Annotated in this window: 16 protein-coding genes, 1 tRNA gene and 1 other RNA gene; 9 read left to right on the forward strand and 9 right to left on the reverse strand. The window is 60.8% G+C overall.

The annotated features are described in order from the left end of the window. Positions 1 to 114: 114 nt before the first annotated feature. The 3 genes from glk to R5M92_RS03235 are packed head-to-tail and all read right to left on the reverse strand — an operon-like array spanning position 115 to position 3,776. A complete protein-coding gene (glk, locus tag R5M92_RS03225) occupies positions 115 to 1,080 on the reverse strand; it encodes a glucokinase (RefSeq protein ID WP_346797814.1) in 966 nt (321 codons plus the stop codon). After that, on the reverse strand, positions 1,077 to 2,963 hold the full coding sequence (gene edd / locus R5M92_RS03230; protein ID WP_346797816.1) for a phosphogluconate dehydratase: 1,887 nt from the start codon (positions 2,961 to 2,963) through the stop codon (positions 1,077 to 1,079). The genes glk and edd overlap by 4 nt, the downstream gene beginning before the upstream one ends. 48 nt (positions 2,964 to 3,011) lie before the next feature. Beyond that, positions 3,012 to 3,776, reverse strand: coding sequence for a glycerophosphodiester phosphodiesterase family protein (locus tag R5M92_RS03235; protein WP_346799224.1), 765 nt, complete (start codon positions 3,774 to 3,776; stop codon positions 3,012 to 3,014). A 175-nt stretch (positions 3,777 to 3,951) separates the two neighbouring features. Here R5M92_RS03235 and R5M92_RS03240 point away from each other — a divergent pair, with 175 nt between their 5' ends. After that, positions 3,952 to 4,929, forward strand: coding sequence for an NADPH:quinone reductase (locus R5M92_RS03240; protein ID WP_346797818.1), 978 nt, complete (start codon positions 3,952 to 3,954; stop codon positions 4,927 to 4,929). Positions 4,930 to 4,957: 28 nt separating this feature from the next. Here R5M92_RS03240 and R5M92_RS03245 read toward each other — a convergent pair whose 3' ends face one another. Further along, positions 4,958 to 5,863: a MurR/RpiR family transcriptional regulator gene (locus R5M92_RS03245; protein ID WP_346797820.1), complete on the reverse strand. Its 906-nt coding sequence runs from the start codon at positions 5,861 to 5,863 to the stop codon at positions 4,958 to 4,960. Positions 5,864 to 6,048: 185 nt separating this feature from the next. Between R5M92_RS03245 and R5M92_RS03250 the strand changes: the two genes are divergently transcribed. From R5M92_RS03250 to glpK, 5 genes are all read left to right on the forward strand, one after another. Continuing rightward, positions 6,049 to 7,377: an aspartate aminotransferase family protein gene (locus R5M92_RS03250; RefSeq protein WP_346797821.1), complete on the forward strand. Its 1,329-nt coding sequence runs from the start codon at positions 6,049 to 6,051 to the stop codon at positions 7,375 to 7,377. 13 nt (positions 7,378 to 7,390) lie between these two features. Then, positions 7,391 to 7,972 carry a carboxymuconolactone decarboxylase family protein gene (locus R5M92_RS03255; protein ID WP_346797823.1) on the forward strand — a complete coding sequence of 194 codons (582 nt, stop codon included), beginning with the start codon at positions 7,391 to 7,393 and terminating at the stop codon, positions 7,970 to 7,972. Between the two features lie 134 nt (positions 7,973 to 8,106). Beyond that, complete coding sequence (locus R5M92_RS03260) at positions 8,107 to 9,969, forward strand: SLC13 family permease (RefSeq protein WP_346797824.1); 1,863 nt, start codon at positions 8,107 to 8,109, stop codon at positions 9,967 to 9,969. Positions 9,970 to 10,078: 109 nt separating this feature from the next. Next, a complete protein-coding gene (locus tag R5M92_RS03265; protein WP_346797825.1) occupies positions 10,079 to 10,837 on the forward strand; it encodes a DeoR/GlpR family transcriptional regulator in 759 nt (252 codons plus the stop codon). A gap of 77 nt (positions 10,838 to 10,914) precedes the next feature. Continuing rightward, positions 10,915 to 12,402 (forward strand): glycerol kinase GlpK, encoded by a 1,488-nt coding sequence (gene glpK, locus R5M92_RS03270; RefSeq protein ID WP_346797826.1) that lies wholly within the window; start codon positions 10,915 to 10,917, stop codon positions 12,400 to 12,402. A 31-nt stretch (positions 12,403 to 12,433) separates the two neighbouring features. On the opposite strand, the gene R5M92_RS03275 is transcribed toward glpK, so the two are convergent. The 5 genes from R5M92_RS03275 to betI form a co-directional block, all read right to left on the reverse strand. Next, entirely contained in the window at positions 12,434 to 14,098 is a 1,665-nt protein-coding gene (locus R5M92_RS03275) for a glycerol-3-phosphate dehydrogenase/oxidase (RefSeq protein ID WP_346797827.1), read from the reverse strand. Between the two features lie 311 nt (positions 14,099 to 14,409). Continuing rightward, positions 14,410 to 16,884 carry an acyl-CoA dehydrogenase gene (locus R5M92_RS03280; protein ID WP_346797828.1) on the reverse strand — a complete coding sequence of 825 codons (2,475 nt, stop codon included), beginning with the start codon at positions 16,882 to 16,884 and terminating at the stop codon, positions 14,410 to 14,412. A 188-nt stretch (positions 16,885 to 17,072) separates the two neighbouring features. Further along, the gene (gene betA / locus R5M92_RS03285; protein ID WP_346797829.1) at positions 17,073 to 18,755 is read right to left on the reverse strand and encodes a choline dehydrogenase; all 1,683 of its coding nucleotides are present in this window, start codon (positions 18,753 to 18,755) and stop codon (positions 17,073 to 17,075) included. A gap of 10 nt (positions 18,756 to 18,765) precedes the next feature. Further along, positions 18,766 to 20,220 carry a betaine-aldehyde dehydrogenase gene (gene betB, locus R5M92_RS03290; protein WP_346799226.1) on the reverse strand — a complete coding sequence of 485 codons (1,455 nt, stop codon included), beginning with the start codon at positions 20,218 to 20,220 and terminating at the stop codon, positions 18,766 to 18,768. Positions 20,221 to 20,269: 49 nt separating this feature from the next. Next, the gene (gene betI, locus R5M92_RS03295; protein ID WP_346797831.1) at positions 20,270 to 20,917 is read right to left on the reverse strand and encodes a transcriptional regulator BetI; all 648 of its coding nucleotides are present in this window, start codon (positions 20,915 to 20,917) and stop codon (positions 20,270 to 20,272) included. Positions 20,918 to 21,068: 151 nt separating this feature from the next. Between betI and choX the strand changes: the two genes are divergently transcribed. The 3 genes from choX (at position 21,069) to ffs (ending at position 22,335) form a co-directional block, all read left to right on the forward strand. Beyond that, complete coding sequence (choX, locus tag R5M92_RS03300) at positions 21,069 to 22,025, forward strand: choline ABC transporter substrate-binding protein (RefSeq protein WP_346797832.1); 957 nt, start codon at positions 21,069 to 21,071, stop codon at positions 22,023 to 22,025. Positions 22,026 to 22,117: 92 nt separating this feature from the next. Beyond that, positions 22,118 to 22,194, forward strand: a tRNA-Met gene (locus tag R5M92_RS03305). 44 nt (positions 22,195 to 22,238) lie between these two features. Beyond that, an RNA gene (gene ffs, locus R5M92_RS03310) (signal recognition particle sRNA small type) lies at positions 22,239 to 22,335 on the forward strand. Positions 22,336 to 22,823 lie beyond the last annotated feature (488 nt).

Raw genomic sequence — 22,823 nt, forward strand, 5'->3', positions numbered from 1 at the left:
GTAAAGCTTTTTTGGCGATTTCGTATAGCTATTGTACTGTTATAAGTTCCCACTCAGCTCTGTCCGCCTCAGGGTAATGCCCAGCAGGTACAGGGGCGCCGGGCCGCCGCTCAGTCAATGGATCTGGGGATTGCGCAAGGCCGCGGCGGCACCCAGCAACCCCGTCCAGGGGGAGACGGCCAGGCGCACCGGGATGGCGGCGGTATAGGCACTCATGCGCCCCTTGGCGGCAAAGGCCACGGCGAAGCGGCTTTTTGGTAGCCAGTCGCGCAGCCGCGGCAGGATTCCTCCGCACAGGGTGACACCACCACGGGCGCCGAGGGTCAGGGCGGCGTCGCCGCAGATATCGCCGAGGATCTTGAGAAAGCGCAGCAGGGTTTCACGGGCTAAGGCGTCGCCTTCATCGGCGGCCACGGTGACCTCGGCGGGGAACGCACAGCGAGGCGGGGTGCCCGCCAGCGAGCAGTGGGCCAGGTAGAGTTCGAGCAGCCCCGGGCCGCTGAGGATGCGCTCCACCGAGACCCGATCGTAGCGCCTCTGGAAGTGGCGCAGCAGGCCGTGCTCGTGCGCGTCGGTGGCGGCGAAGGCTACGTGGCCACCTTCGCTTGGCAGCAGGTGCCAGTGGCGGCCGGGAAAAAGCCCGGCCACGCCGAGCCCGGTGCCGGGGCCAAACGCCAGTTGGACGGCGTCGGGCTTCGCCTTGCCGGGTTTCACCGCGATGATGTCACCGGGCGCAAGGCATGTCACGCCCAGGGCCTGGGCGGTGAAGTCGTTGATCGCCTTGAAGCGCGACAGGCCCAGCGTCTGCTGGACCGCCCGGCGGGAGAAGGCCCAGGGGCCGTTGGTCATGCTCATCCGGTCGCCATCGACGGGGCAGGCAAAGGCGAGGCACGCCTCCCGCGGCGCGTCGTCGGCGTTCAGTCCGACGAGGGCCAGATAGTCGCGTGCCGCCTCCACCGGGCCGGGGTAGTCGGCGCTCGGCAGAGTGTGAACGTGCCGCGGCTCGGCCTCGCCCGGTGTGACCAGGGCGAAGCGGGCGTTGGTCCCACCGATATCGCCGATCAGAGCCAGGCGGGTCATTGATCCTCCTGAGCGATCTTTTCCAGCTCCAGGGTTAGCACCTCGGCCTCGAAGCCCCCGAACACCCCGGCACCTTCCTCGGCGTCCGCGGCGAGATGGCGGAAGCCGCCGAAGAGCTCTCGACCCAGGCCGCTGTGGTAATGCGCCAAATGGGCGTCTGCAGCCTTGCGATTCGCCCACTCGTCGGCGGACACCTTGGCATTCAGCTCGCCTGTATTGGCATCCAGATGAATGACATCCCCCTCTCTTAGCTTGGCCAGTGGGCCCCCATTGACGGCTTCCGGCGTGACGTGGATCGCCGCCGGAACCTTGCCGGAGGCGCCCGACATGCGCCCGTCGGTGACCAGGGCGACCTTGAAACCGCGATCCTGCAGTACGCCCAGGTAGGGGGTGAGCTTGTGCAGTTCGGGCATGCCGTTGGCCTTAGGGCCCTGGAAGCGCACCACCACGATGACGTCGCGATCGAGCTCGCCGGCGTCGAAGGCCGCCTGGAGCTGGTTCTGGTCTTCGAAGAGCTTTACCGGCGCTTCCACCACGCGATGCGCCTCGTCCACGGCGGAAATCTTGATGATACCGCGACCCAGATTGCCGTCGAGCACGGTCAATCCGCCGGTGGCAGCGAAGGGCGCGCTTACCGGACGAAGTACCCCGGTATCCAGGCTCTGTTGCGGTCCCTCGCGCCAGACCAGCTTGTCGTCCTGCAGAAACGGCTCTTGAGTGTAGGCGCTGAGGTCGGTACCGAAAACGGTGGGAATATCGCCGTGGATCAGGCCCGAGCCCAGCAGTTCGCGAATCAGCAGACTCATGCCGCCGGCAGCTTGAAAATGGTTTACGTCCGCCTGGCCGTTGGGGTAGATACGCGTCAAGCTCGGCACCACCGCGGATAGGGCGGTGAAGTCATCCCAGTCGATGGTCAGGCCAGCCGCCGCCGCCATCGCCACCAGGTGCAGGGTATGGTTGGTGGAGCCGCCCGAGGCCAGCAGACCGACCATGGCGTTGACGATGGCACGGGCATCCACCTGGCGATAGAACGGCCGGTAGTCGCCGCCGGGTTGGCTGTTGCGCACGGCCTGCTCCGCGGCGTAGCGGGTCAAAGCTTCGCGCATCGCCGTGCCGGGGTTGATGAAGGACGCTCCCGGTAGATGCAGTCCCATGATTTCCATCATCAGCTGGTTGGAGTTGGCGGTACCGTAGAAGGTGCAGGTGCCGGGGCTATGGTAGGACTGGGACTCCGCTTCCAGCAGCTCTTCCCGGCCGACCTTGCCTTCGGCGTAGAGCTGGCGAATGCGCGCTTTCTCCTTGTTGGGCAAGCCGCTTTCCATAGGGCCGCCGGGAACGAACAGCGCTGGCAAATGGCCGAAGCGAGCCGCCCCGATAAACAAGCCGGGCACGATCTTGTCACACACTCCCAGATAAAGGGCGGCATCGAACATGTTGTGGGAAAGAGCCACGGCAGTCGCCATGGCGATCACATCGCGGGAGAAGAGTGACAGTTCCATGCCCGGCTGGCCTTGGGTCACGCCGTCGCACATGGCGGGAACTCCGCCGGCGAACTGGGCGGTGGAGCCCATGGCGCGGGCGGCTTGCTTGATGATGGCCGGAAAACTCTCCAGTGGTTGATGCGCCGAAAGCATGTCGTTATAGGCGGAGACGATGCCCAGGTTGGCGCTATTCATCAGCTTGAGGCTGTTCTTGTCATCTGCGCCGCAAGCGGCAAAACCGTGGGCCAGGTTGCCGCAGGAGAGTTCGGCCCGGTGTACGCCACGGCGGTGCTGTTCCTCCATGCGCCGCTCGTAGAGTGCCCGCCGCTCGGCGGAGCGGGCCGCGATGCGACGAGTGACTTTCTCGACGGTGGGGTTGAGAGGAATCGTTGCGCTAACCATAAGGCACCTCGATGGCTTGGGCTGAACCAGGACATTGACTGATTGACGTCACTGTGTGGTCTCGTCACCGAGAAAGCGCTGGAAACTCGCCGGGACATCGGTGATAGCGCTCTTGATTCCCCATGCCCAGTGGGGTTCGAAAGCGCTCGGGTCGTTCACGGTGTAGCATAGCACCTGGTAACCGGCTTCTCGCATTGCCTGGGCCTGGGCACGTTTCAATCGCGGCCAATGCACGTGAATGCTATAGGCCGTCACCGCCTGGCATCGTTTCGCCCAATCCGGCGGCAGACTCGTAAACAGGCTACCCAGTGCCAGGCGGTCCGGGCCGGCCAATTCGCGGGTCCTCTTGAGCGCGTTCAAGTCGAACGACGACACGACCAGGCGTTCGGCGGGGAGCGCATCGAGAATCATGGGAATCACGCGGTCCACGAGAGCGATGGCGTCGCGGCCCTTGTTGACCTTGAGTTCGAGGTTGGCGCCCATGTCCAGCTCGTCGAGCAATGACAGCATGGTTTTCAACTGGACCATACGCTCGCCGTTGAAGGAGTCGCCGAACCAGCTCCCGACATCCAATTTGGAAGCACTCGCCCAGTTGAAGTCTTGCAAGGCGCCGCGCCCATCGGAGCAGCGCGCCACATCGGCGTCATGCCAGATGACCGGTGTGCCGTCGCCCAGCAGCTGAACATCCAGCTCGACCCAGGAGCAATTTGCCTCTTTGGCGGCCCGCACCGCCGACAAGGTGTTCTCCGGCGCTTGGGCGGAAAAACCGCGATGGGCAATCAAGCGGGGTAGCGAAATGGCGGGATGGATCATGTTTATGCGCTCTCGGCTTTGAATAACGTAAAGGATGATGGAAAGCCTAGCATGACGGGATGACACTTCGAGGATGGCGCGGGCTGGTTGATAGCCGTATGTCGGATGGTTGATTTCTTCGCCATGACGCGGTTGGATGGTTTGCGCTATCCCTTGCCACTCAACAGGTGTTCTCATGTCCCAACGTATCCAGTTTTCTCGCACCGGCGGTTCCGACGTTCTGGAAGTCGTCGATGCCTCGCCGGTGGAACCCGGCCCCGGCGAAGTGCGGGTGCGTAACGAGGCGGTCGGCCTGAATTTCATCGACATCTATTTCCGTACTGGCCTCTATCCCGCGCCACAACTACCCTCGGGCCTGGGCACGGAAGGCGCTGGAGTGGTGGATGCCGTCGGTCAAGATGTGACCCATCTAAAGGAAGGCGACAGGGTGGCTTACGCTCAAGGGCCGCTGGGTGCCTACGCCGAACATCACACCCTGCCGGCGGAGAAGGTTGTGGTACTGCCGGAGTCGATTGATTTCGAGACCGCCGCCGCCAGCATGCTCAAGGGCTTGACGGTGCAGTACCTGCTGCGCCAGACCTATCCTCTCAAGGGCGGGGAGACGATCCTGTTTCATGCCGCAGCGGGTGGTGTCGGCTCGATCGCCTGCCAGTGGGCCAAGACGCTGGGTGTGAAATTGATCGGTACCGTCAGTTCGCCAGAGAAAGCGGAGCTGGCCATGGCCAATGGCGCCTGGGCGACCATCAATTACACCGAAGAAGATGTCGTGGAGCGGGTGCGCGAGCTCACCGACGGCGAAATGTGCGACGTGGTATACGATTCGGTGGGCAAGGATACCTGGGAAACCTCACTGGACTGCTTGAAACCTCGTGCGCTGATGGTCAGCTTCGGTAACTCGTCCGGTCCGGTGGATGGCGTCAATATCGGCATCCTCAACCAGAAGGGCTCGCTGTTCGTCACTCGACCTAGCCTCAACGGCTATGCCGACACCCGTGAGCGTCTGGAAATGATGTGCCGGGAGTACTTCGACATGCTCGAAAGCGGCAAGGTGAAAATCGATATAAGCCACCGTTACCCGCTGGCCGAGGCCGGCAAGGCGCAGGATGCGCTCCAGGCCCGAAAGACCACTGGCTCCACCATTTTTGTGCTCTGATCCTGGCTGGCCCTGGCCAGGGCTGGAGTCACAGCGATTCCTTGAGCTCGCCGATCAATCGCTCGCGCCGTTTGAGGGCAGCCAGGCCCGCATCGCCCATCAGACTCGCCGCTTCGCTCAGCAGCCCCTCGGCGAGTAACATGAAGGCACACATGCTGTTGCTGAAGAACAGACTGTGGCTGGGTACCGTGAAGCTGTCGTGGGCGATCTTGGCCAGCGGCGAGCCGGCGGCATCAGTCAGGGCGATGACGTGAATGCCCTGTCGGGCAGCTACCTCGGCGGTGGCCAGCACGCTGGAGGTATAGGGAAAGCAGCTCACCACCACCAGCACGTCGTCCTCGCCGAGCTGGGCCAGGGCATCCGCGACCCCATGGCGAATGGCGTCGAGCGGCGCCGCATCGGGGCGCAGCATGCCCAGCCCGTAGGCCATGAATGAGGCCAGCGAGGCGAACTGGCGCATGCCGTGAATTCTCACCCGCCGGGCTTCCACCAATTGCCGTGCGCAGCGTGTGAAGGTCTCGCCATCCATTCCCGACACCATGTCGCCGATATTGGCGCTCTCCTGACGTCCCAGCCGAGCCAGCCGGGCAAGGGCGTCACTCTCGCCCGTGCCATCCAGCAAGCGGGACACCTGGTCGCTGTAGAAACTCTTGCCCTCGGTGACCTGGCGCCGAAACACATCCTGCAGCCCCCCGAAACCGTCGAATCCCAGCCGCTGGGCCAGGCGCGACAGCGTCGACGGACTGACCCCCAGTCGCTCCGCCAGGTCACTGATCGACGAGACGGCGGTTTGCTGGGGGGCGGAGATCATCGCCGACAGCACCTGCCGTGAACGCTTGCCCAGGCGTAGCGAGGCGTTTCCCGCCTCGATGTCGGCGAGCAGGCGCTCGAGGTCCGCGAGGGTATCCGGTCGGAGGGGCGAGGGGGACGTCATGGCGGGGATCGGGCTCCTGGCGGCAAGCAAAAAGTGGCATGAATAGTGACAAAAAGAGTGGCGAGCGAGGAGGGCATTGTAGCCCTCGAGGTGTTCGTCGTCAGTCCGGCATTGGAAGTATTTGCAAATATATTTCCTTTTATACAGAATGAATTTTATATTTGCTTAAGTTCGTGGAGAACAGCATGAGCCACGTGTTCCACCGTCACTTGAAACAGCACTATCCCACCGCCGTGGGCGGCGAGGGCCCGTACCTGATCGATACCGATGGTCGGCGCTACCTGGACGCCTGCGGTGGCGCCGCGGTGTCCTGTCTGGGGCACAGCGATGCCGAGGTCATCGAGGCGATCCGCGAGCAGGTAGGGCAGCTGGCCTATGCACATACCTCCTTCTTCACCACCGAGCCCATGGAGGCGCTGGCCGACTTCCTGGTCGAGCGCGCACCGGAAGGGCTGTCATCGGTCTACTTCGTGTCGGGCGGGTCCGAGGCGGTGGAGGCGGCGCTGAAACTGGCTCGCCAGTACTTCATCGAGCGCGGTGAGCCAGAGCGACGTCACTTGATCGCGCGGCGCCAGAGCTATCACGGCAACACGCTCGGCGCCTTGGCCACCGGCGGCAATGCCTGGCGGCGACGGCAGTTCGAGCCGCTGCTGGTGGAGGTGAGCCATGTCAGCCCCTGCTACGCCTATCGCGGCCAGGCCCCGGGCGAGACGCCGGAAACCTATGGGGAGCGGTTGGCACAAGAGCTCGAGGCCGAGATCCAGCGACTGGGGCCACAGAGGGTGATGGCTTTCGTGGCCGAGCCGGTGGTCGGCGCGACGCTGGGTGCAGTGCCCGCCGTGCCGGGCTATTTCAAGCGGGTGCGCGAGATCTGCGATCGCCACGGCATCCTGTTGATCCTCGATGAGGTGATGTGCGGCATGGGACGTACCGGCAGCCTGTTCGCCGCCGAGCAGGAGGGCGTGTCGCCGGACCTGGTGACCATTGCCAAGGGCCTGGGGGCCGGCTACCAGCCGATCGGCGCGACACTGGTCAGCGAGCGGATTCGCGCGGCCATCGCCGAGGGCTCGGGTTTCTTCCAGCACGGCCACACCTACATCGGCCATGCCACCGCCTGTGCCGCGGCGCTGGCGGTGCAGCGGGCCATCGAATCCCGCGACTTGCTGCCCCGTGTGCGCAGGCTGGGCGATGAACTGCAACGGCGGCTCGAGGATCGCTTCGGCGAGCATCCCCATGTCGGCGATATCCGCGGGCGAGGGCTGTTCCGCGGCCTCGAACTGGTGGCCGAGCGCGCCGACAAGACGCCGTTCGATCCGTCCCGCAAGCTGCATGCCGACATCAAGCGTACGGCCATGGATCACGGCCTGATGTGCTACCCGATGGGCGGCACCCTCGATGGTCAGCGGGGTGACCACATCCTGCTGGCGCCGCCGTTCATCCTCGAGGAATACCACCTGGACGAGATCGTCGATAAGCTCGACGCGACCCTCAAGACCGTTCTCGATCACCCGTAAAGGAGCCCACCCGATGTCCATCGAATCCCGTCTCTCGCCCCTCGACGAGGCGCACATGGCGCCCGAGCAGCGTCGCGTGCTGGACGCCATCCTGAGCGGCCCGCGCGGCAATCTGGACGGCCCCTTTCTGGCCTGGATTCACAGCCCGGCATTGGCCGATCACGCCCAGCGCCTGGGCGCCTTCTGTCGCTATGACACCCGCCTCGAACTGCGGCTCACCGAGCTTGCGATCCTGTTCACCGCCGCCTGGTGGCAGTCACAGGCGGAGTGGCAGATCCACGCACCCATCGCCCGCGAGGCGGGCGTCTCCGAGGCCGTGATCGAGGCCCTGCGCGAAGGGCGCAAGCCTGACTTCGTACGCGACGACGAAGCGCTGGTCGTACGCCTGGGTGAGTCACTCTATACCACCCGGCGCGTCGACGAGGCGCTCTACGACGAGGCCGTGGCAACCTTCGGCGAGCCGGCGGTGGTCGAATTGGTGGGCGTGTTCGGTTACTACGCTCTGGTGGCGATGACGCTCAACGTCTTCGAGGTGCGTCGCGGCAGCGCTCCACTGCCCTTCTCCGAGCCGCCTCGGGGTGGCTCTGAAGCTTGAGCGAGAGGCGCCAGGCCGGCTTGCATTGCCAGCGGGAGGCCCGGGATGTGACCGGCACTGGATTTTTATGCTCAAGGCTGTTTTGCTGCTCGTCTTGATCACGCTTACCTTTTGATCGCAACGAGGAGCCGGCAATGTCACTGGCGGACAGTACTTGGGTATTTATTGTTCTGGGTTTGACGCTGGTGGCATTTATCTGGGGGCGCTTTCGCTACGACCTGGTGGCTCTGGCAGCGCTATTGAGCTCGGTAGCCCTGGGATTGATACCTGCCGAAGACGCTTTTCTCGGGTTCGGTCACCCGGCGGTGATAACGGTAGCGGCGGTGCTGGTGATCAGCCGGGGCTTCGAGCGCTCAGGCGTGGTGGATGTCATCGCCAACCAGGTACTGAAAGTCGGCGAACGCCTGACGCTTCAACTGCTCGTGCTTACCGGCACCGTCCTGGTGCTTTCCGGTCTCATGAATAATGTCGGAGCGCTGGCCCTATTGCTCCCGGTAGCGATACGCCTTGCCCGCGAGCACGATACTTCACCCTCGATCCTACTCATGCCCTTGGCCTTCGGTTCGCTGCTGGGTGGCTTGACCACGCTGATCGGAACGCCTCCCAACATCATCATTTCAACATATCGTGGCAACGAGACCGGCGAGAACTTCGGCATGTTCAGTTTCTTTCCCGTGGGCGCCACGGTGGCTGTCGCAGGCCTGGTCTTTATCGTGCTGGTGGGGTGGCGCCTGACGCCACGGCGCCAAGCGCAAGCGACCACGGAGGAGATGTTCGATACCGCCAATTACCTTGTCGAGCTCAAGGTCGGCGAGGATACCAAGGCCAAGGGCTGGACGCTGCGCGAGTTGCACGACGCCCTGGAGGAGACGATCCCGGTGCTGGCGGTAGTTCGCGACGACAATCGACGAGCCGGTTACGCCTTTCATGGAGCCCTGGAAGAGGGCGACATCCTGTTGCTGGAAGCGGGCCCGGAAGAACTGAAACTGCTGGAAGACAAGGCCGGCCTGAGCGCCATTCCCGAGCCGGTCGAGGCTGATGAGCTCGAAGATGAAGCCGAACGGGAAACCAAGAAGAAACGCGAGAAAGAGAAAGCCAAGTCGGAAAAGCCCGATGCCACTGAAATCGATACCGAAGGCTTGCAACTGATCGAGGCCGTGGTTCGCAACGATTCGATGATGATAAACCGCAACGTTCGCCAATTGCGCCTGCACAATCAGTTCGGCTTGCACCTGGTGGCAGTGGCTCGCGATGGCAGCCGGCTCAAGCAACGATTGCGCGATATCCAGTTTCGTACCGGCGACGTATTGCTGCTCCAGGGCAGTGAAAACGAGATTGCCGATAGTCTGGCCACCTTGGGCTGCCTGCCCCTGGCCAAGCGGGACCTGACATTAGGGCGGCCGCGTATGCTGATTGCTTCCATCGCCATCTTTGCCCTGGCGATAGCCATCATGCTGCTGGATCTATTGCCTGCTGCCGTCGCCTTGAGTGGAGCAGCCCTGGTATCGCTATTGATCGGCGTGTTGCCCTTGCGCGATGGCTATCAGGCGATCGATGGCCCGGTAATCGTGCTGCTGGGCGCCATGCTGCCGGTGGGCCAAGCTCTCGAGACCAGCGGCGGAGCCGCTCTGGTAGCCGAAGTGATGCTGAGCCTGGGGGAGAACCTGCCGATCATCTTTACCCTGGTCGGGCTTTTCCTGCTGTCGATGGTGCTTTCCAACGTGATCAACAACGCTGCCGCTGCACTGTTGATGGCACCTATCGCCGCTAGCCTGGCCAGGGGGTTCGATGCCTCGCTGGACCCGTTTCTCATGGTGGTGGCGGTTAGCGCCTCATGTGCTTTCTTGACGCCGATCGGCCACCAGTCGAATACCCTGGTACTGGGACCGGGTGGTTACCGATTCGGTGATTACTGGAAACTGGGGCTACCGCTCTCAATGGTGGTCCTGTTGACTGCCATACCGATGATCCTGCTGGTATGGCCGCTTTCGGGCTGAGCGGCCGCTTGGAACCGGCATCTTTCGGGGATCGCTCGGTATCAGGTTATGAAAATTTTGCTACCCTGTGATGCTCGGATGTGAACGACTAACGTAACGGGCCGTGTCCATGAATCAACAATACCGCCAGGATGCCATTGTCGAACTGGTTCGCCAGCAGGGTTACATGAGCATCGAGCAGCTCACCGGCCATTTTGCGGTAACCCCGCAAACCATTCGACGTGACTTGAATACCCTGGCCAATGAAGGACGGGTGAGGCGCGTGCATGGCGGTGTCGGGGTTGAATCGAGCACGGTCAATACCGCCTACAGCACCCGCAAGACCTTGCATTTGGAAGAGAAGGAACGCATCGCTCGCTGCCTGGCCCAGCATATACCCGACCACTCCTCGCTGTTCATCAATATCGGCACCAGCAACGAAGTCATCGCTCAGGCACTGCTGGAACACCAGGGGCTGGAAATCATCACCAACAACCTCAACGTGGCGGCGATCCTGCAGCACAAGGAGGATTTCACGGTCATCGTCGCTGGCGGCCAGGTGCGCTCTCGCGATGGTGGGATCATCGGCGAGGCGACGATCGACTTCATCGACCAGTTCAAGGTCGATTACGGCATTATCGGCATCAGCGGTATCGATGAAGACGGCTCGTTGCTGGAGTTCGACTATCAGGAAGTGAGGGTGGCACAGGCGATCATCGCCAATTCCCGGCGCGTTTATCTGGCCGCCGACTACTCCAAGTTCCATCGCAACCCGGTGGTGCGCCAGGGCAATATCTCTCAACTGGATGCGTTGTTTACCGACCGTAGACCACCGGAATCGATCGAGCGGCTTCTCGTTCAACATGATGTGGCGGTCTATCTTGCCTAGATAACGACACGATGAACCCGGTCACGAGACAAAAAACCAGGTACAACACAAAAACCATGCGATAAAGCGAGCCTTCCATGTCCTCTTATATTCTCGCCATAGATCAAGGGACGACCAGTTCCCGCGCCATTCTCTTCGACCGTCAGGCCCGGGTCGTGGCGATAGCGCAACAGGAATTCACCCAGCACTTTCCCCATGACGGTTGGGTCGAACACGATCCCGAGGCTATCTGGGACACGGTGATCGCGACCTGTCGCGATGCGCTTGCCAAGGCGGAAGTCACCGCCGAGGAGCTGGCGGGTATCGGGATTACCAATCAGCGCGAGACCACGCTCCTGTGGGATCGCCATACGGGCAAGCCGCTCTACAATGCGATTGTGTGGCAGGACCGTCGGACGTCGGAATACTGCCAGTCTTTACACAATCAAGGCCATGCCGAGCTTGTCCAGGCCAAAAGCGGGCTGCTGATCGACCCCTATTTTTCGGCCACGAAGCTGGCTTGGCTGCTGGAGAACGTTCCCGAGGCCAGAACGCGTGCCGAGCGTGGCGAACTGGCGTTCGGCACCGTGGATAGCTTTCTCATCTGGCGACTGACCGGGGGCAAGCGGCATGTCACCGATGCAACCAATGCCTCGCGTACGGCGCTGTTCAATATTCATACCCAGGCGTGGGACGAAGAGCTTCTGCAGTTGTTTGACATTCCTGCAAGCCTGATGCCCGAGGTCAAGGATTCCAGCTGCGACTTCGGCATGACCGAGGCGCAATGGCTGGGAACCGAGTTGCCCATTGCCGGGGTGGCGGGGGACCAGCAGGCGGCGTTGGTGGGGCAGGCATGTTTCCAGCCGGGCATGGGCAAGAGCACCTACGGCACCGGCTGTTTCATGATCGTCAATACTGGTGATACGCCAGCGGTGTCGCGCAATCGTCTGCTGACCACCATCGCCTATCGCCTCGATGGCAAGCCCACTTACGCCATGGAGGGCAGTATTTTCGTGGCGGGGGCGACGGTTCAATGGCTGCGTGACGGCTTGAACCTGTTCGCCGATGCCTCCGAGACGGAAGCGCTGGCGCAGGAAACCCGCACTGGCCATAGTGTCTACCTGGTGCCCGCCTTTACCGGTCTTGGCGCTCCCCATTGGGACCCCAAGGCTCGAGGCGCCATTTTCGGGCTGACTCGCGATACCGGTATTGCGGAAATCGTCGCCGCCGGATTGCAGGCGGTATGCTACCAAACCCGCGATCTCCAGCACTGCATGAACGACGACATGGAGGCCTCGCCTGGCCGCTTGCGGGTCGATGGCGGCATGGTGGAAAACAACTGGCTGATGCAGTTCCTGGCCGACATGCTCGGCGTACAAGTCGATCGCCCCCATATCCTCGAAACCACCGCCCTGGGGGCGGCTTATCTGGCCGGGTTGCGCCTGGGCTGGTATCGCACGCTCGAGGATATCGAGCAGTTATGGCGCTGTGAGAGAAGCTTCGTGCCGAAGATGGACGAAGCCACCCGTGAGCCGCTTTACCAGGGGTGGCTGGACGCCGTCTCGCGGGTGCGTTCCACTTCCTAGTTCAAGCGAAAAGAAGCTCGACCGGGAAAGCTTAACTGGAAACATGCAGCGGCTCGGGAGAGGGCTGCTGCGATGTAAATCGCACCGAGTCGGGGGGATTGGCAAAGTACTCATCGAAGCGTTGCTGCGCCTGGTCACCGAACAGCATCCGACAGGCTTCTTTCAATCCTTCCGATTTCCGCAATTCCTCATGGCCGACTACCAGAGCAATCTTGGCGCGGCGGCGCAGGAAGTCATCCAGCCGGGTAATCATTTCGCTGCGGTGGGCCTGGCGCAATTCGCAACGGATGTACTCCGTCCCTTCGATCAACAGTTCCCCTTGGCGCGGGTCCACGCGGATCTGCTCTAGCATATCCAGGGCCTGGGCCGCATAACGACGCCATAAACGCTTGCTGAGGGGTTCCGATGAGGTGGCAGGCGTCATGTCGTCAAGGCGCATCCTCGCCGCCTGCTGCATGAAGGCTTGCTTGACCGCGGCGGGAGGTTCGCCGTACCACTTGTCGTCGGGGAAGGGTAGGTCAACACCCAGGCATTTGATCTCCCTGCTGATTTCATCGCCGACATTGAGGCAATCGGTCAGCTTGCCACCGAAGATACTGATATGCGCGCTCACGGGATTGATGTCCACCACATGCTTGCGCGACAGCTGGAGAAAATCGCGTTCGCTGTCCTGGCTCGCTTTTACCGCCAGCGGTCGCACCCCGCAACGGGTCGAGATGATGTCGTCGGCAGTCAGCGGTTTGTCCAGCGTCAGGCGTTTATTGATGTTGTCCAGGACGAAATCGATATCGTCCTGCGTAATCTCCACCTCGGGATGCTCCATGTAGGTATCGGTCGTACCGATACAGGTACGATTGCCCATGGGAATCACGAAGAAAAGCCGCCCATCGTCGGCGAAAAAGGCCAGTACGCGCTGGGAATCGGTCAGCTGGGGCACGATCAAGTGAATGCCCTTGGAATACAGGTGTTGATACTGGGTCTTCTGCCCAGTCAGCTCATTGTGTTGATCGACCCAGGGGCCGGCAGCGTTGACGAGTACCTTGGATCGAATCGTGAATGTACTGCCATCGATCACGTTGCGTGCCTGGGTATGCCATGTTCCGTCCCGGTATTCGGCGCCCAGAGACTCGACGTAATTGACCGCGCTGGCGCCGTGGTCCAGCGCGTGACGAATGAAGTTGAAGACGAAGCGGGCATCGTTGTCGTGCAGATAGGCATCGGAGTATTCGACGCCACCGACGGCCTGGCTCGCGTCGATGATTGGTTCCGTTGCCTTGATGCGTTTGGGAGAAAGTAACTGTGGAATACGGGTAAAACCGTTGCCCAGCAGCCAGTAGAGCCAGGTGCCGATATAGAGGTAACCGGGGCGATGACGAAACCCTCGGGTAATCGTCGTCAGAAAGCGGATCTCCTCGACCGTGGAAGGATAATGCTTGATCAGGTGGTTACGGCTCTTGCACAGCTTACGCACCAGCGCGAAATCCTGGCTCTCCATGTACTTGATACCTCCCCACACCAGGTTTGAAGAATGCATGCTGGTGCTTCCGGCAAAGTCGCCGCGATCGATCAGGGCAACCCGGGCGCCCTTGCCCGCCAGTGCCGCGGCGGCCGAGGCACCATTGATGCCGCCACCGATGATCAGCACATCGAAATCGTCGTTGGCAAGCCTGTCGAGATTGCTGTTGCGAAGTTTCATAGTCGACCCAAACGCAGTTGAGGAATCATCGCTTTACCAAGCGAACCTTGAGGAGAGGTGGATAGTGAAGAATGCTCTTATTTTCGTTTTCGAAAGATAGTGTATCAATAACGAACACGCAATGGGCCGGTTGCGTCAGTATCTTCGTTTGCTTGCGCAATTGAATAAGCGGCAGGTGAAAACAAAGCAACAAAAGACAAGCCAATGAAAGACAAGCAAAGAGAAGACAAACAAGTAAGGCAGCGGTAACCGACGAAAAAACGGCCCGTGCATTGCAAGGGCCGTCGGCAAGTAGACGATATCGTTTCGATTTACGCCTGTTCGGGTTCCGAAGAAGACGCCTTGGCGTTGTGGTCGATCAAGGAGCTCTTGTCACTGGCGAACTCCTCGTAGGCGAAATCATCCACGGTGAGCATTTCCAGCACTTCGGCCTCGAAGGTGCGCATGAAGGCGGCATCTTCCTCACTGACCAGGCCTTTCTCCAGGCCGGCTTCCATACGCGCTTCAGGATGCAAGGCGGTCTGCGGCAGCTCGCCCTTGGCGTAGGCCTTGTTGACGGTACGATAGATCGTTTCCGCACGATCGTAATCCACCAGCAAGGCATTGTAGCGAGCCAGCGGGTTGCGTACCTGGCCGTCATCAGTATCCCAAGTGTTCTCGAGCAGCTTGCTGCGCAATGCACTGTGCGTGGAAACGCGGTGGGCGATATCGCGGGCGAAATCGTCGTGGGGCTTGTCCCAGCGGCGACCGGTGGGCATCACGATGGCGTTGAGCACCTTGCCCAGCGCGCGGTTGGGCAGGTTGTCGAAGATCTCGACGAACGCCTGCTCGGCGCGATGCAGCAGGAAACGACAGCTGTAGTGCAGAAGCGCTTCTTCGCCTTCGACCTTGCTGCCCGCCTGCCACTGCTTGAGCACCATGGAGGTCAGGTAAAGGTTGGACAGCACATCGCCGAGGCGCGCGGAGAGCATTTCGCGTTTTTTCAGCGCCGAGCCCAGGCTGGCCATGGCGGCATCGGCGCACAGGCCGAAACCGGCCGAGAGCCGCGAGACGTCTTTGGCATAGACCGCCGCCGGTGCATCGAAGGGCACACTGGCCTTGCCCAGGCCGAGACCCAGGGTGAAGGCTCGCGCGGCGTTACCGAAGATCAAGCCGGTGTGGCTGAAGAAGGCCTTGTCGAACGCCTTGGCATCGTTGTTATCCTTGGCGGCAAGCTCTTCGAGCACGTAAGGATGGCAGCGAATCGCGCCCTGACCGAAGATCATCAGGTTGCGGGTCATGATGTTGGCGCCTTCCACGGTAATCGCCACCGGGTTGGCGCTGTAGCCGATGCCCAGGTAGTTGCGCGGGCCAAGGGTTACTGCCTTGCCGCCGTGGACATCCATGGCATCGCTGAGGAGGACGCGCTGGAATTCGGTCAGCTGGCTTTTCAGAATCGCCGAGGGTACTGCAGGCTTTTCACCATGGTCGATAAGGTTGGCGGTCTGGTAGACGGTAGCCTGGGCGATGTAAGCCAGGGAGGCGATTCGAGCCAACGGTTCTTGTACGCCTTCCATCTCGGCCACAGGGACGTTGAACTGACGCCGTACGCGAGTGAAACCACCGCTCCAGCCGAGCGCATAACGGGCGGTGCCGGTGGCACCGGAGGGCAGGGTGATGCAGCGACCGATGGAGAGACATTCGACCAGCATCCGCCAGCCCTGGCCGATCATGTCCTGGCCGCCGATGATGGTATCCAGCGGAACGAAAACGTCCTTGCCCTTGATCGGCCCGTTCATGAAGGGGCTGCCGATGGGGTGGTGGCGGCGGCCGATCTCCATGCCGGCAGTGTCGCGGGGGATCAACGCCAGGGTAATACCGCGATCTTCATCGGCGCCCAGGAGGTTCTCGGGGTCGAAAAGACGGAAGGCCAGCCCCACCACGGTGGCGATGGGAGCGAGGGTTATCCAGCGCTTATCGAAGTTCAGGCGCACGCCGAGAACTTCTTGGCCATCGACCTCTTGCTTGCAGACGATCCCGGTATCGGGCAGCGAAGTGGCGTCGGAACCAGCGCGAGGACCGGTCAGGCCGAAGCAGGGAATTTCGCGGCCATCGGCCAGGCGTGGCAGGTAATGATCCTTCTGCTCCTGGGTGCCATACTTGAGCAGCAGCTCACCCGGGCCCAACGAGTTGGGAACGCCTACGGTGACCATCAGGGTCTCGTTGGCGGACAGCTTCTGCAGCACCATGGATTGTGCCTTGGCGGAGAAGCCCAAGCCGCCGTACTCCTTGGGAATGATCATGCCGAAGAAGCCTTCGCGCTTGAGCAAGTCCCACAATTCCTGGGGCAGGTCGGCGCGCTCACGGGCGATTTCCCAGGCATTGCACATGCCGGCGGCCTCGGCACACTGATTGTCGAGAAACGCTTGCTCTTCCTCGGTAAGACCGGCGTCACTGTACTCGAGCAGCGTGTTCCACTGCGGTTTACCCGAGAACAACTGGCCGTCCCAGGAGACGGTACCCGCTTCCAGGGCGGTACGCTCGGTAGCGGACACCTTGGGCGCCACTTTCTTGAACATGGCGAACAGGCGCGGCGTCAGCCAGGTGCGGCGCAGTGCGGGAAGGCCCGCAGCGGCTACCCCGGCGGCTCCGATCAACAGGATGACACCGATGACTTCGGCATCCAGCGCCAGGCCAACCAGCCCTAGAATACCGAGCACTGCCAGTGCCGGTAGCGCACCGGCTTCGCGGCGCATCACCACCAGCAGGCCGACCACGGCCAGCACGATGAGCAGAAGGGTGAGCATGAGTAATCTCCATGGTTTGTTATGCTGAAAGCAGAAACTCGAACAGTTGTTTGAATAGTGGCAGAGGGGCTTGGTTCACTGCAAGTCCTATCGGCCTTGCTGTAGCGAACAAAAAAGGCCTTATCTGTTACCACAGAGTAAGGCCTGAGACGGGATAAAGATAAGTAAAAGCTACAGAAAAATGCTATCTACGCTGCAGTCGTCGCACGCTTGGCTGGCGTCTGGCCGGCCACGTAATAATCCACCTTGGCGCGGGGCAGGGGGGCGCGGCCGCGAATACGATCAGCGATTTTTTCCGCCAGCATGATCGTCGGCGCGTTGAGATTGCCGGTGGGGATCACCGGGAAGAGCGAAGCGTCCACGACGCGTAGCCCCTCGAGGCCATGAACGCGCCCCTGACCATCGGTGACGGCCATCTCGCCTTCGCCCATACGACAGCTGCCACAGGGGTGATAGGCCGTTTCCGCATGCTGCTTGACGAAGTTGTCCAGCTCCTCATCGCTCTGTACTTCCGGGCCCGGTGCGATCTCGCGGCCACGATACTTGTCGAAGGCAGGCTGGGCGATGATTTCACGGGTCAGGCGAATCGCATCGCGAAATTCCTGCCAGTCCTTTTCCTTCGCCATGTAGTTGAACAGGATGCTGGGTGCGGCGTGGGGATCTTTCGACACCAGGCGAATCCGGCCACGGCTTTCCGAGCGCATCGAACCGACATGAGCCTGAAAGCCGTGTGCCTGCACCGCGCTCTTGCCGTTATAGCTGATGGCTATGGGCAGAAAGTGGTACTGCAGGTTGGGCCACTGTTCCTCATCGCGGCTGCGGATGAAGGCGCAGGATTCGAACTGATTGCTGGCGCCGACGCCGGTACCGTTGAACAGCCATTGCGCACCGATCCTGGGCTGGTTGTACCACTTGAGTGCCGGATAGAGGGAAATTGGCTCCTCGCACTGGTACTGGATATACATTTCCAGATGGTCCTGGAGATTCTCGCCCACGCCAGGCAATTCATGTACCACGGGGATGTCGAGTTGCTTGAGCAACTCTGGATTGCCAACGCCGGAGCGCTGCAGAATCTGCGGCGAGGCGATGGCGCCGCCGCAGAGCAGGACTTCACGGCGGGCGCGGGCCTGCTGTGGTTGCCCTTTGCGCTCGTAACGCACGCCCACGGCCCGCTTGCCCTCGAATTCGATCGCGTCGGTGAGCGCGTGGGTCTCGATGGTCAGGTTGCTGCGTTGCTTGGCGCTATCCAGGTAGCCCCGGGCGGTTGAAGCACGACGACCCTTGGGCGTGACGAAACGGTCCATGGGGCCGAAGCCTTCCTGCTGGTAGCCGTTGACGTCATCGGTCTCGGGATAGCCCGCTTGCTTGCCCGCCTCGATAAAGGTGCGGTAAAGCGGATTGTTGGTCCCTTTCGGAGTGGTAACACTTACCGGGCCATCGCCGCCGTGATAGTCGTTGGGGCCGATATCGCGGGTTTCCGATTTCTTGAAATAGGGCAGGCAACTCAGGTAGTCCCAATCTTCCAGGCCCGGCTCCTTGGCCCAGTTGTCGTAATCCAGCGCATTGCCGCGGATATAGCACATGCCGTTGATCAGCGATGAACCACCTAGGCCCTTGCCGCGGCCGCACTCCATGCGGCGGCCGTCCATATGCGGCTCGGGGTCGGTTTCGAATGCCCAGTTATAGCGCTTGCCCTGTAGCGGATAAGCCAGGGCGGCGGGCATCTGGGTGCGAAAATCGAAGCGATAATCCGGACCGCCGGCTTCCAGCAGCAATACCTGAATTTCGGGATCTTCGGTCAGGCGTGTGGCCAGCACGTTTCCCGCCGAGCCGGCACCGATGATGATGTAGTCATATTCACGTTGGCTCATAAACGGCTCCTTAAAACACCGATTCGAAGGGACCCATCTCCACCTGGATCGACTTGGTCTGGGTGTAATGGCCCAGGGTTTCGATACCGTTCTCACGACCGATTCCCGACTGCTTGTAGCCACCCACCGGCATTTCCGAAGGCGATTCGCCCCAGGTATTGAGCCAGCAGATACCGGCCTGCAATTGATGAATCACGCGGTGCGCCCGGCTCAGGCTTTCGCTGAATACCCCTGCGGCAAGGCCGTAATGGGTGTCGTTGGCGCGGCGAATGACTTCATCCTCGTCATCGAAGGCGAGAACCGACATTACCGGACCGAAGATCTCTTCGCGCACGATGCGCATGTCATCGGTGCAGTCGGTGAAAACCGTGGGTGCGGCCCAGGCACCATTGGCGAAGTCGCCCGTATTCCAGGTATCGCCTCCGATCAGAACGCGAGCGCCTTGCTCCTTGCCAAGCTCAATGTAGGAGAGCACCTTCTGCTGATGCTCGAAGCTCACCAACGGGCCGAAGTTGACACTCGGGTCCATCGGGTCGCCGGCTTTTATACGCTTGACGCGTTCCACCAGCCTGGCTTCAAAGGCTTCCTTGATACTGCGCTCGACGAACACGCGAGTACCGTTGGTGCAGATCTGACCCGTGGAGTAGAAGTTGGCCATCATCGCGGCATCGGCGGCGCGATCGAGGTCGGCGTCGGCAAACACGATTAGCGGTGACTTGCCGCCCAGCTCCATGGTGACTTCCTTGAGCGTGGAGCCGCCAGCCGCCGCCATGACTTTCTTGCCGGTGCCCACTTCGCCGGTAAATGTCACCTTGGCGATGCCCGGGTGCTCGGTCAGCATGGCGCCGACGCGGCCATCGCCTTGCACCACGTTGAAGACCCCATCGGGCAGACCAGCCTCGGTGAATATCTCGGCAAGCGCCAAGGTAGTGAGCGGCGTGACTTCACTGGGCTTGAAGACGATGGCGTTGCCCGCCGCCAGCGCGGGAGCCGCTTTCCAGCAGGCAATCTGGATGGGGTAGTTCCAGGCACCGATCGCGCCGATCACGCCCAGCGGTTCACGGCGGGTGTAGACAAAGGAGCTTTCGCGCAGCGGTATCTGGCTACCTTCGATGGCGGGCGCCAGGCCGGCGTAATATTCCAGGGCATCGGCCCCGGTGACGATGTCGACACCGGCGGTTTCACTGATCGGTTTGCCGGTATTGCGGGTTTCCAGCTCGGCGAGCTCATCGTTGCGCTCGCGCAGGATCGCCACGGCCCGCAGCATGATGCGCGTACGCTCCATGGCAGTCATTGCGGCCCACTGGCGCTGTCCGGCCTGTGCGGATTCGACGGCGGCATCGACATCGGCCTGGCTCGCCGTCTGCACGTCCGCCAGCGGGCTGCCATCAAAAGGGTTGGTGACGCTGAAAGTTTCGCCGGAGGTGGCATCGACCCGACGGCCATTAATATAAAGCGGAAGCATGTCGGAGTGAGTATTCGAGCGAGTATTGGTAGCGGAGAAAGAGGCGTAATCAGTCATGCCGAGCTCCTTGTGCAGTCGGGTTTGCGGACGAAGATGTAGCGGTATCAGGGAGGTGATACGCCAACAGCTGGTCGAGATATTGATGTGCCAAGCGGCGTGCCTGGTCGGCGTCGAGCCCTTCGGGCGTCAGGGCGCCGCGGAGCCATAGGCCATCGATCATGGCGGCTAGCCCACGGGCGGCATTACGTGCGTTTTCCCGAGGCATGACGCGGCGGAACTGGGAACAGAGATTGGCGTAGAGACGGCGGTCGTTGACATTCTGCAGCCGTTGCAACATGGGCTTGTGCATGCTGCTGGACCAGAAGGCCAGCCAGGTCTTCGCGGCCGGTCCGGTAACCTGGGTGCGATCGAAATTACCTTCGATGATGGCGCCAATATGGGCGCGTGGGGAATCATCGACGAGATTCCGGCGCCTGGCGGCCACGGCATCGCTCAAGTCGGTGAGGATCTGGCGCATGGTCGCTTCCAGAAGCCCATCCTTGCCGCCGAAATAATGACTGATAATGCCTGCCGAGACGCCGGCGTGGCGGGAAATACGCATCACCGTGGCTTCCGCCAGGCCGACTTCGTCGATCGCCACCATTGTGGCCGTGATCAACTGCTTGCGGCGTATGGGTTCCATTCCAACCTTGGGCACAACGGACTCCTGTCTAGCTACTGCGTCTTTCTACTGTGTTAGCGCCGGCACTTGAAAGCCAAGCGTGAGCATGGTTACCTACATATGGTTGCATTTTTTTATTGAACGTTCAATTAATAAACAGAGCGTCGACTAAATATCAGGAGCCTCTATGAAAACCTCAATTCTTACGCCGAAAACTCTGCTCGCCGCCATGGCGCTGGCGGGTGGCACAGTCAGCCTTCCGGTGATGGCTCAAGCGGAGCAGTGCGAGACAGTACGATTTGCCGAAGTTGGTTGGACCGATATCACCACCACGACCGCATTTGCCACGGAAGTTCTGGAAGCGCTGGGTTATGCCACGAGCATCGATACAGTCTCGGTGCCGATCGCCTACGCAGGGATGCGCAACAATGATTTCGACGTGTTTCTGGGTAACTGGATGCCTTCCATGGCCTCCATCAGCGACCCGTATGTCGAACGTGGCGAGGTCGATCGGCTTGCCGCCAATCTTGAAGGCGCCAAGTACACACTGGCGGTTCCCCAGTATGTACATGATGCCGGCGTGACATCCATCGCCGACCTGAACGAACATGCCGAGCGATTCGAACGCAGTATTCATGGCATCGAGGCGGGTAACGATGGCAATGAAATGATCGAGCAGATGATCGAGGATGACGCCCACGATCTGTCGGACTGGCAGGTGATCGATTCCAGCGAGGCGGGAATGTTGTCTGAATTGCGCGCCAGGGTGCCCGATGAGACGTGGATGGTATTTCTGGGCTGGGAACCCCATCCGATGAACACCAACTTCGATATCGCCTATCTCGAGGGCGGAGACGATTACTTCGGCCCCAACCTGGGAGGCGCCACGGTCTATACCAACACCCGCGGCGGCTACACCGATGAATGTCCCAATGTGGGTGAATTCCTGAATAACCTCTCCTTCACTCTGGAAATGGAGAACCAGGTGATGAGCGCCCTCATGGATGAGGGCGAGGACCCGCGCGAGGCGGCACGTGCTTATCTGCAGGAGAACGATGAATTGCTCGACGAGTGGCTGGAAGGGGTGACCACTCGTGATGGTGAAGACGGCACCTCTGCTGTTCGCGCAGCGCTGGAAAAGTAAGGCCTGCTCCCGCCTCTGCGCAAGGCAAGCCTTTATCCGGCTTGCCTTCGTCCGCCAAGCAAGGCATAATCTGCACCCGCTGAAGGCGGAAAGGCTACGTAGCTCAGCTGGTTAGAGCACATCACTCATAATGATGGGGTCCCCTGTTCAAATCAGGGCGTAGCCACCAGCTTCAGTCAGGCGTTTGAATAGACGCTGCGTTTATGGTGGCCCCTTAGGTCCTCTCGCAACGCTAAACTGCGAACCCCGCCAGGCCCGGAAGGGAGCAACGGTAGTGGTGGATGCGTGTGCCGGGATGTGGCTTTTGGGGCCGCCTCCATTTCTTCTGTTGTCGTTCTCAACGAAACTTGGCACAGTTTTCACAAGACTTGTCATAATTTGCAAAAAAACTTGGCATAAACTATTTCTTAGTGGCACAACTACAGAAATGGTGATGCCATGTATCGCCGAAAGCTCCGCCCCTCCCTCGTCAAAAATCTCTACAAATTTGTCAGCGTCAAAAACTATGGCGTGCTAACCGTTGAGTCCTCGCTCGAATTTGATGCTTGTTCCAGTTTGAATACTCGGATGCTGTCGTGTCTTTTGAAGCGCAGCCCGAGGGCTTTCATTATTGTTACGAAGCCAAGACCCCTCTGTACACCCGGATTTTCGCTTAGTCAGTGCGTCGGGTATCGATACGTTCGTTGAAATTAAGCCTAACAGTATTTCTCCAAGCCTGATGTTAGACAACGGTTTATAGCAAAAAGAGACTGCTGAAAGCCAAATTATAAACTTGATGTTGATGACTGATCGCCAGGG

The sequence above is a fragment of the Halomonas sp. Bachu 37 genome, assembly GCF_039691755.1.
GTDB classification, from domain to species: domain Bacteria; phylum Pseudomonadota; class Gammaproteobacteria; order Pseudomonadales; family Halomonadaceae; genus Vreelandella; species Vreelandella kashgarensis.

Bases quoted from the DNA above. Each gene is read 5' to 3' on its own strand.
- choX (WP_346797832.1), top strand. From the start codon at position 21,069: ATGAAAACCTCAATTCTTACGCCGAAAACTCTGCTCGCCGCCATGGCG.
- glk (WP_346797814.1), bottom strand. From the start codon at position 1,080: ATGACCCGCCTGGCTCTGATCGGCGATATCGGTGGGACCAACGCCCGC.
- R5M92_RS03280 (WP_346797828.1), bottom strand. From the start codon at position 16,884: ATGCTCACCCTTCTGCTCATCGTGCTGGCCGTGGTCGGCCTGCTGGTG.
- R5M92_RS03260 (WP_346797824.1), top strand. From the start codon at position 8,107: ATGTCACTGGCGGACAGTACTTGGGTATTTATTGTTCTGGGTTTGACG.
- R5M92_RS03265 (WP_346797825.1), top strand. From the start codon at position 10,079: ATGAATCAACAATACCGCCAGGATGCCATTGTCGAACTGGTTCGCCAG.
- edd (WP_346797816.1), bottom strand. From the start codon at position 2,963: ATGGTTAGCGCAACGATTCCTCTCAACCCCACCGTCGAGAAAGTCACT.
- betB (WP_346799226.1), bottom strand. From the start codon at position 20,220: ATGCTTCCGCTTTATATTAATGGCCGTCGGGTCGATGCCACCTCCGGC.
- betA (WP_346797829.1), bottom strand. From the start codon at position 18,755: ATGAGCCAACGTGAATATGACTACATCATCATCGGTGCCGGCTCGGCG.
- R5M92_RS03235 (WP_346799224.1), bottom strand. From the start codon at position 3,776: ATGATCCATCCCGCCATTTCGCTACCCCGCTTGATTGCCCATCGCGGT.
- R5M92_RS03240 (WP_346797818.1), top strand. From the start codon at position 3,952: ATGTCCCAACGTATCCAGTTTTCTCGCACCGGCGGTTCCGACGTTCTG.
- R5M92_RS03245 (WP_346797820.1), bottom strand. From the start codon at position 5,863: ATGACGTCCCCCTCGCCCCTCCGACCGGATACCCTCGCGGACCTCGAG.
- glpK (WP_346797826.1), top strand. From the start codon at position 10,915: ATGTCCTCTTATATTCTCGCCATAGATCAAGGGACGACCAGTTCCCGC.
- R5M92_RS03255 (WP_346797823.1), top strand. From the start codon at position 7,391: ATGTCCATCGAATCCCGTCTCTCGCCCCTCGACGAGGCGCACATGGCG.
- R5M92_RS03250 (WP_346797821.1), top strand. From the start codon at position 6,049: ATGAGCCACGTGTTCCACCGTCACTTGAAACAGCACTATCCCACCGCC.
- R5M92_RS03275 (WP_346797827.1), bottom strand. From the start codon at position 14,098: ATGAAACTTCGCAACAGCAATCTCGACAGGCTTGCCAACGACGATTTC.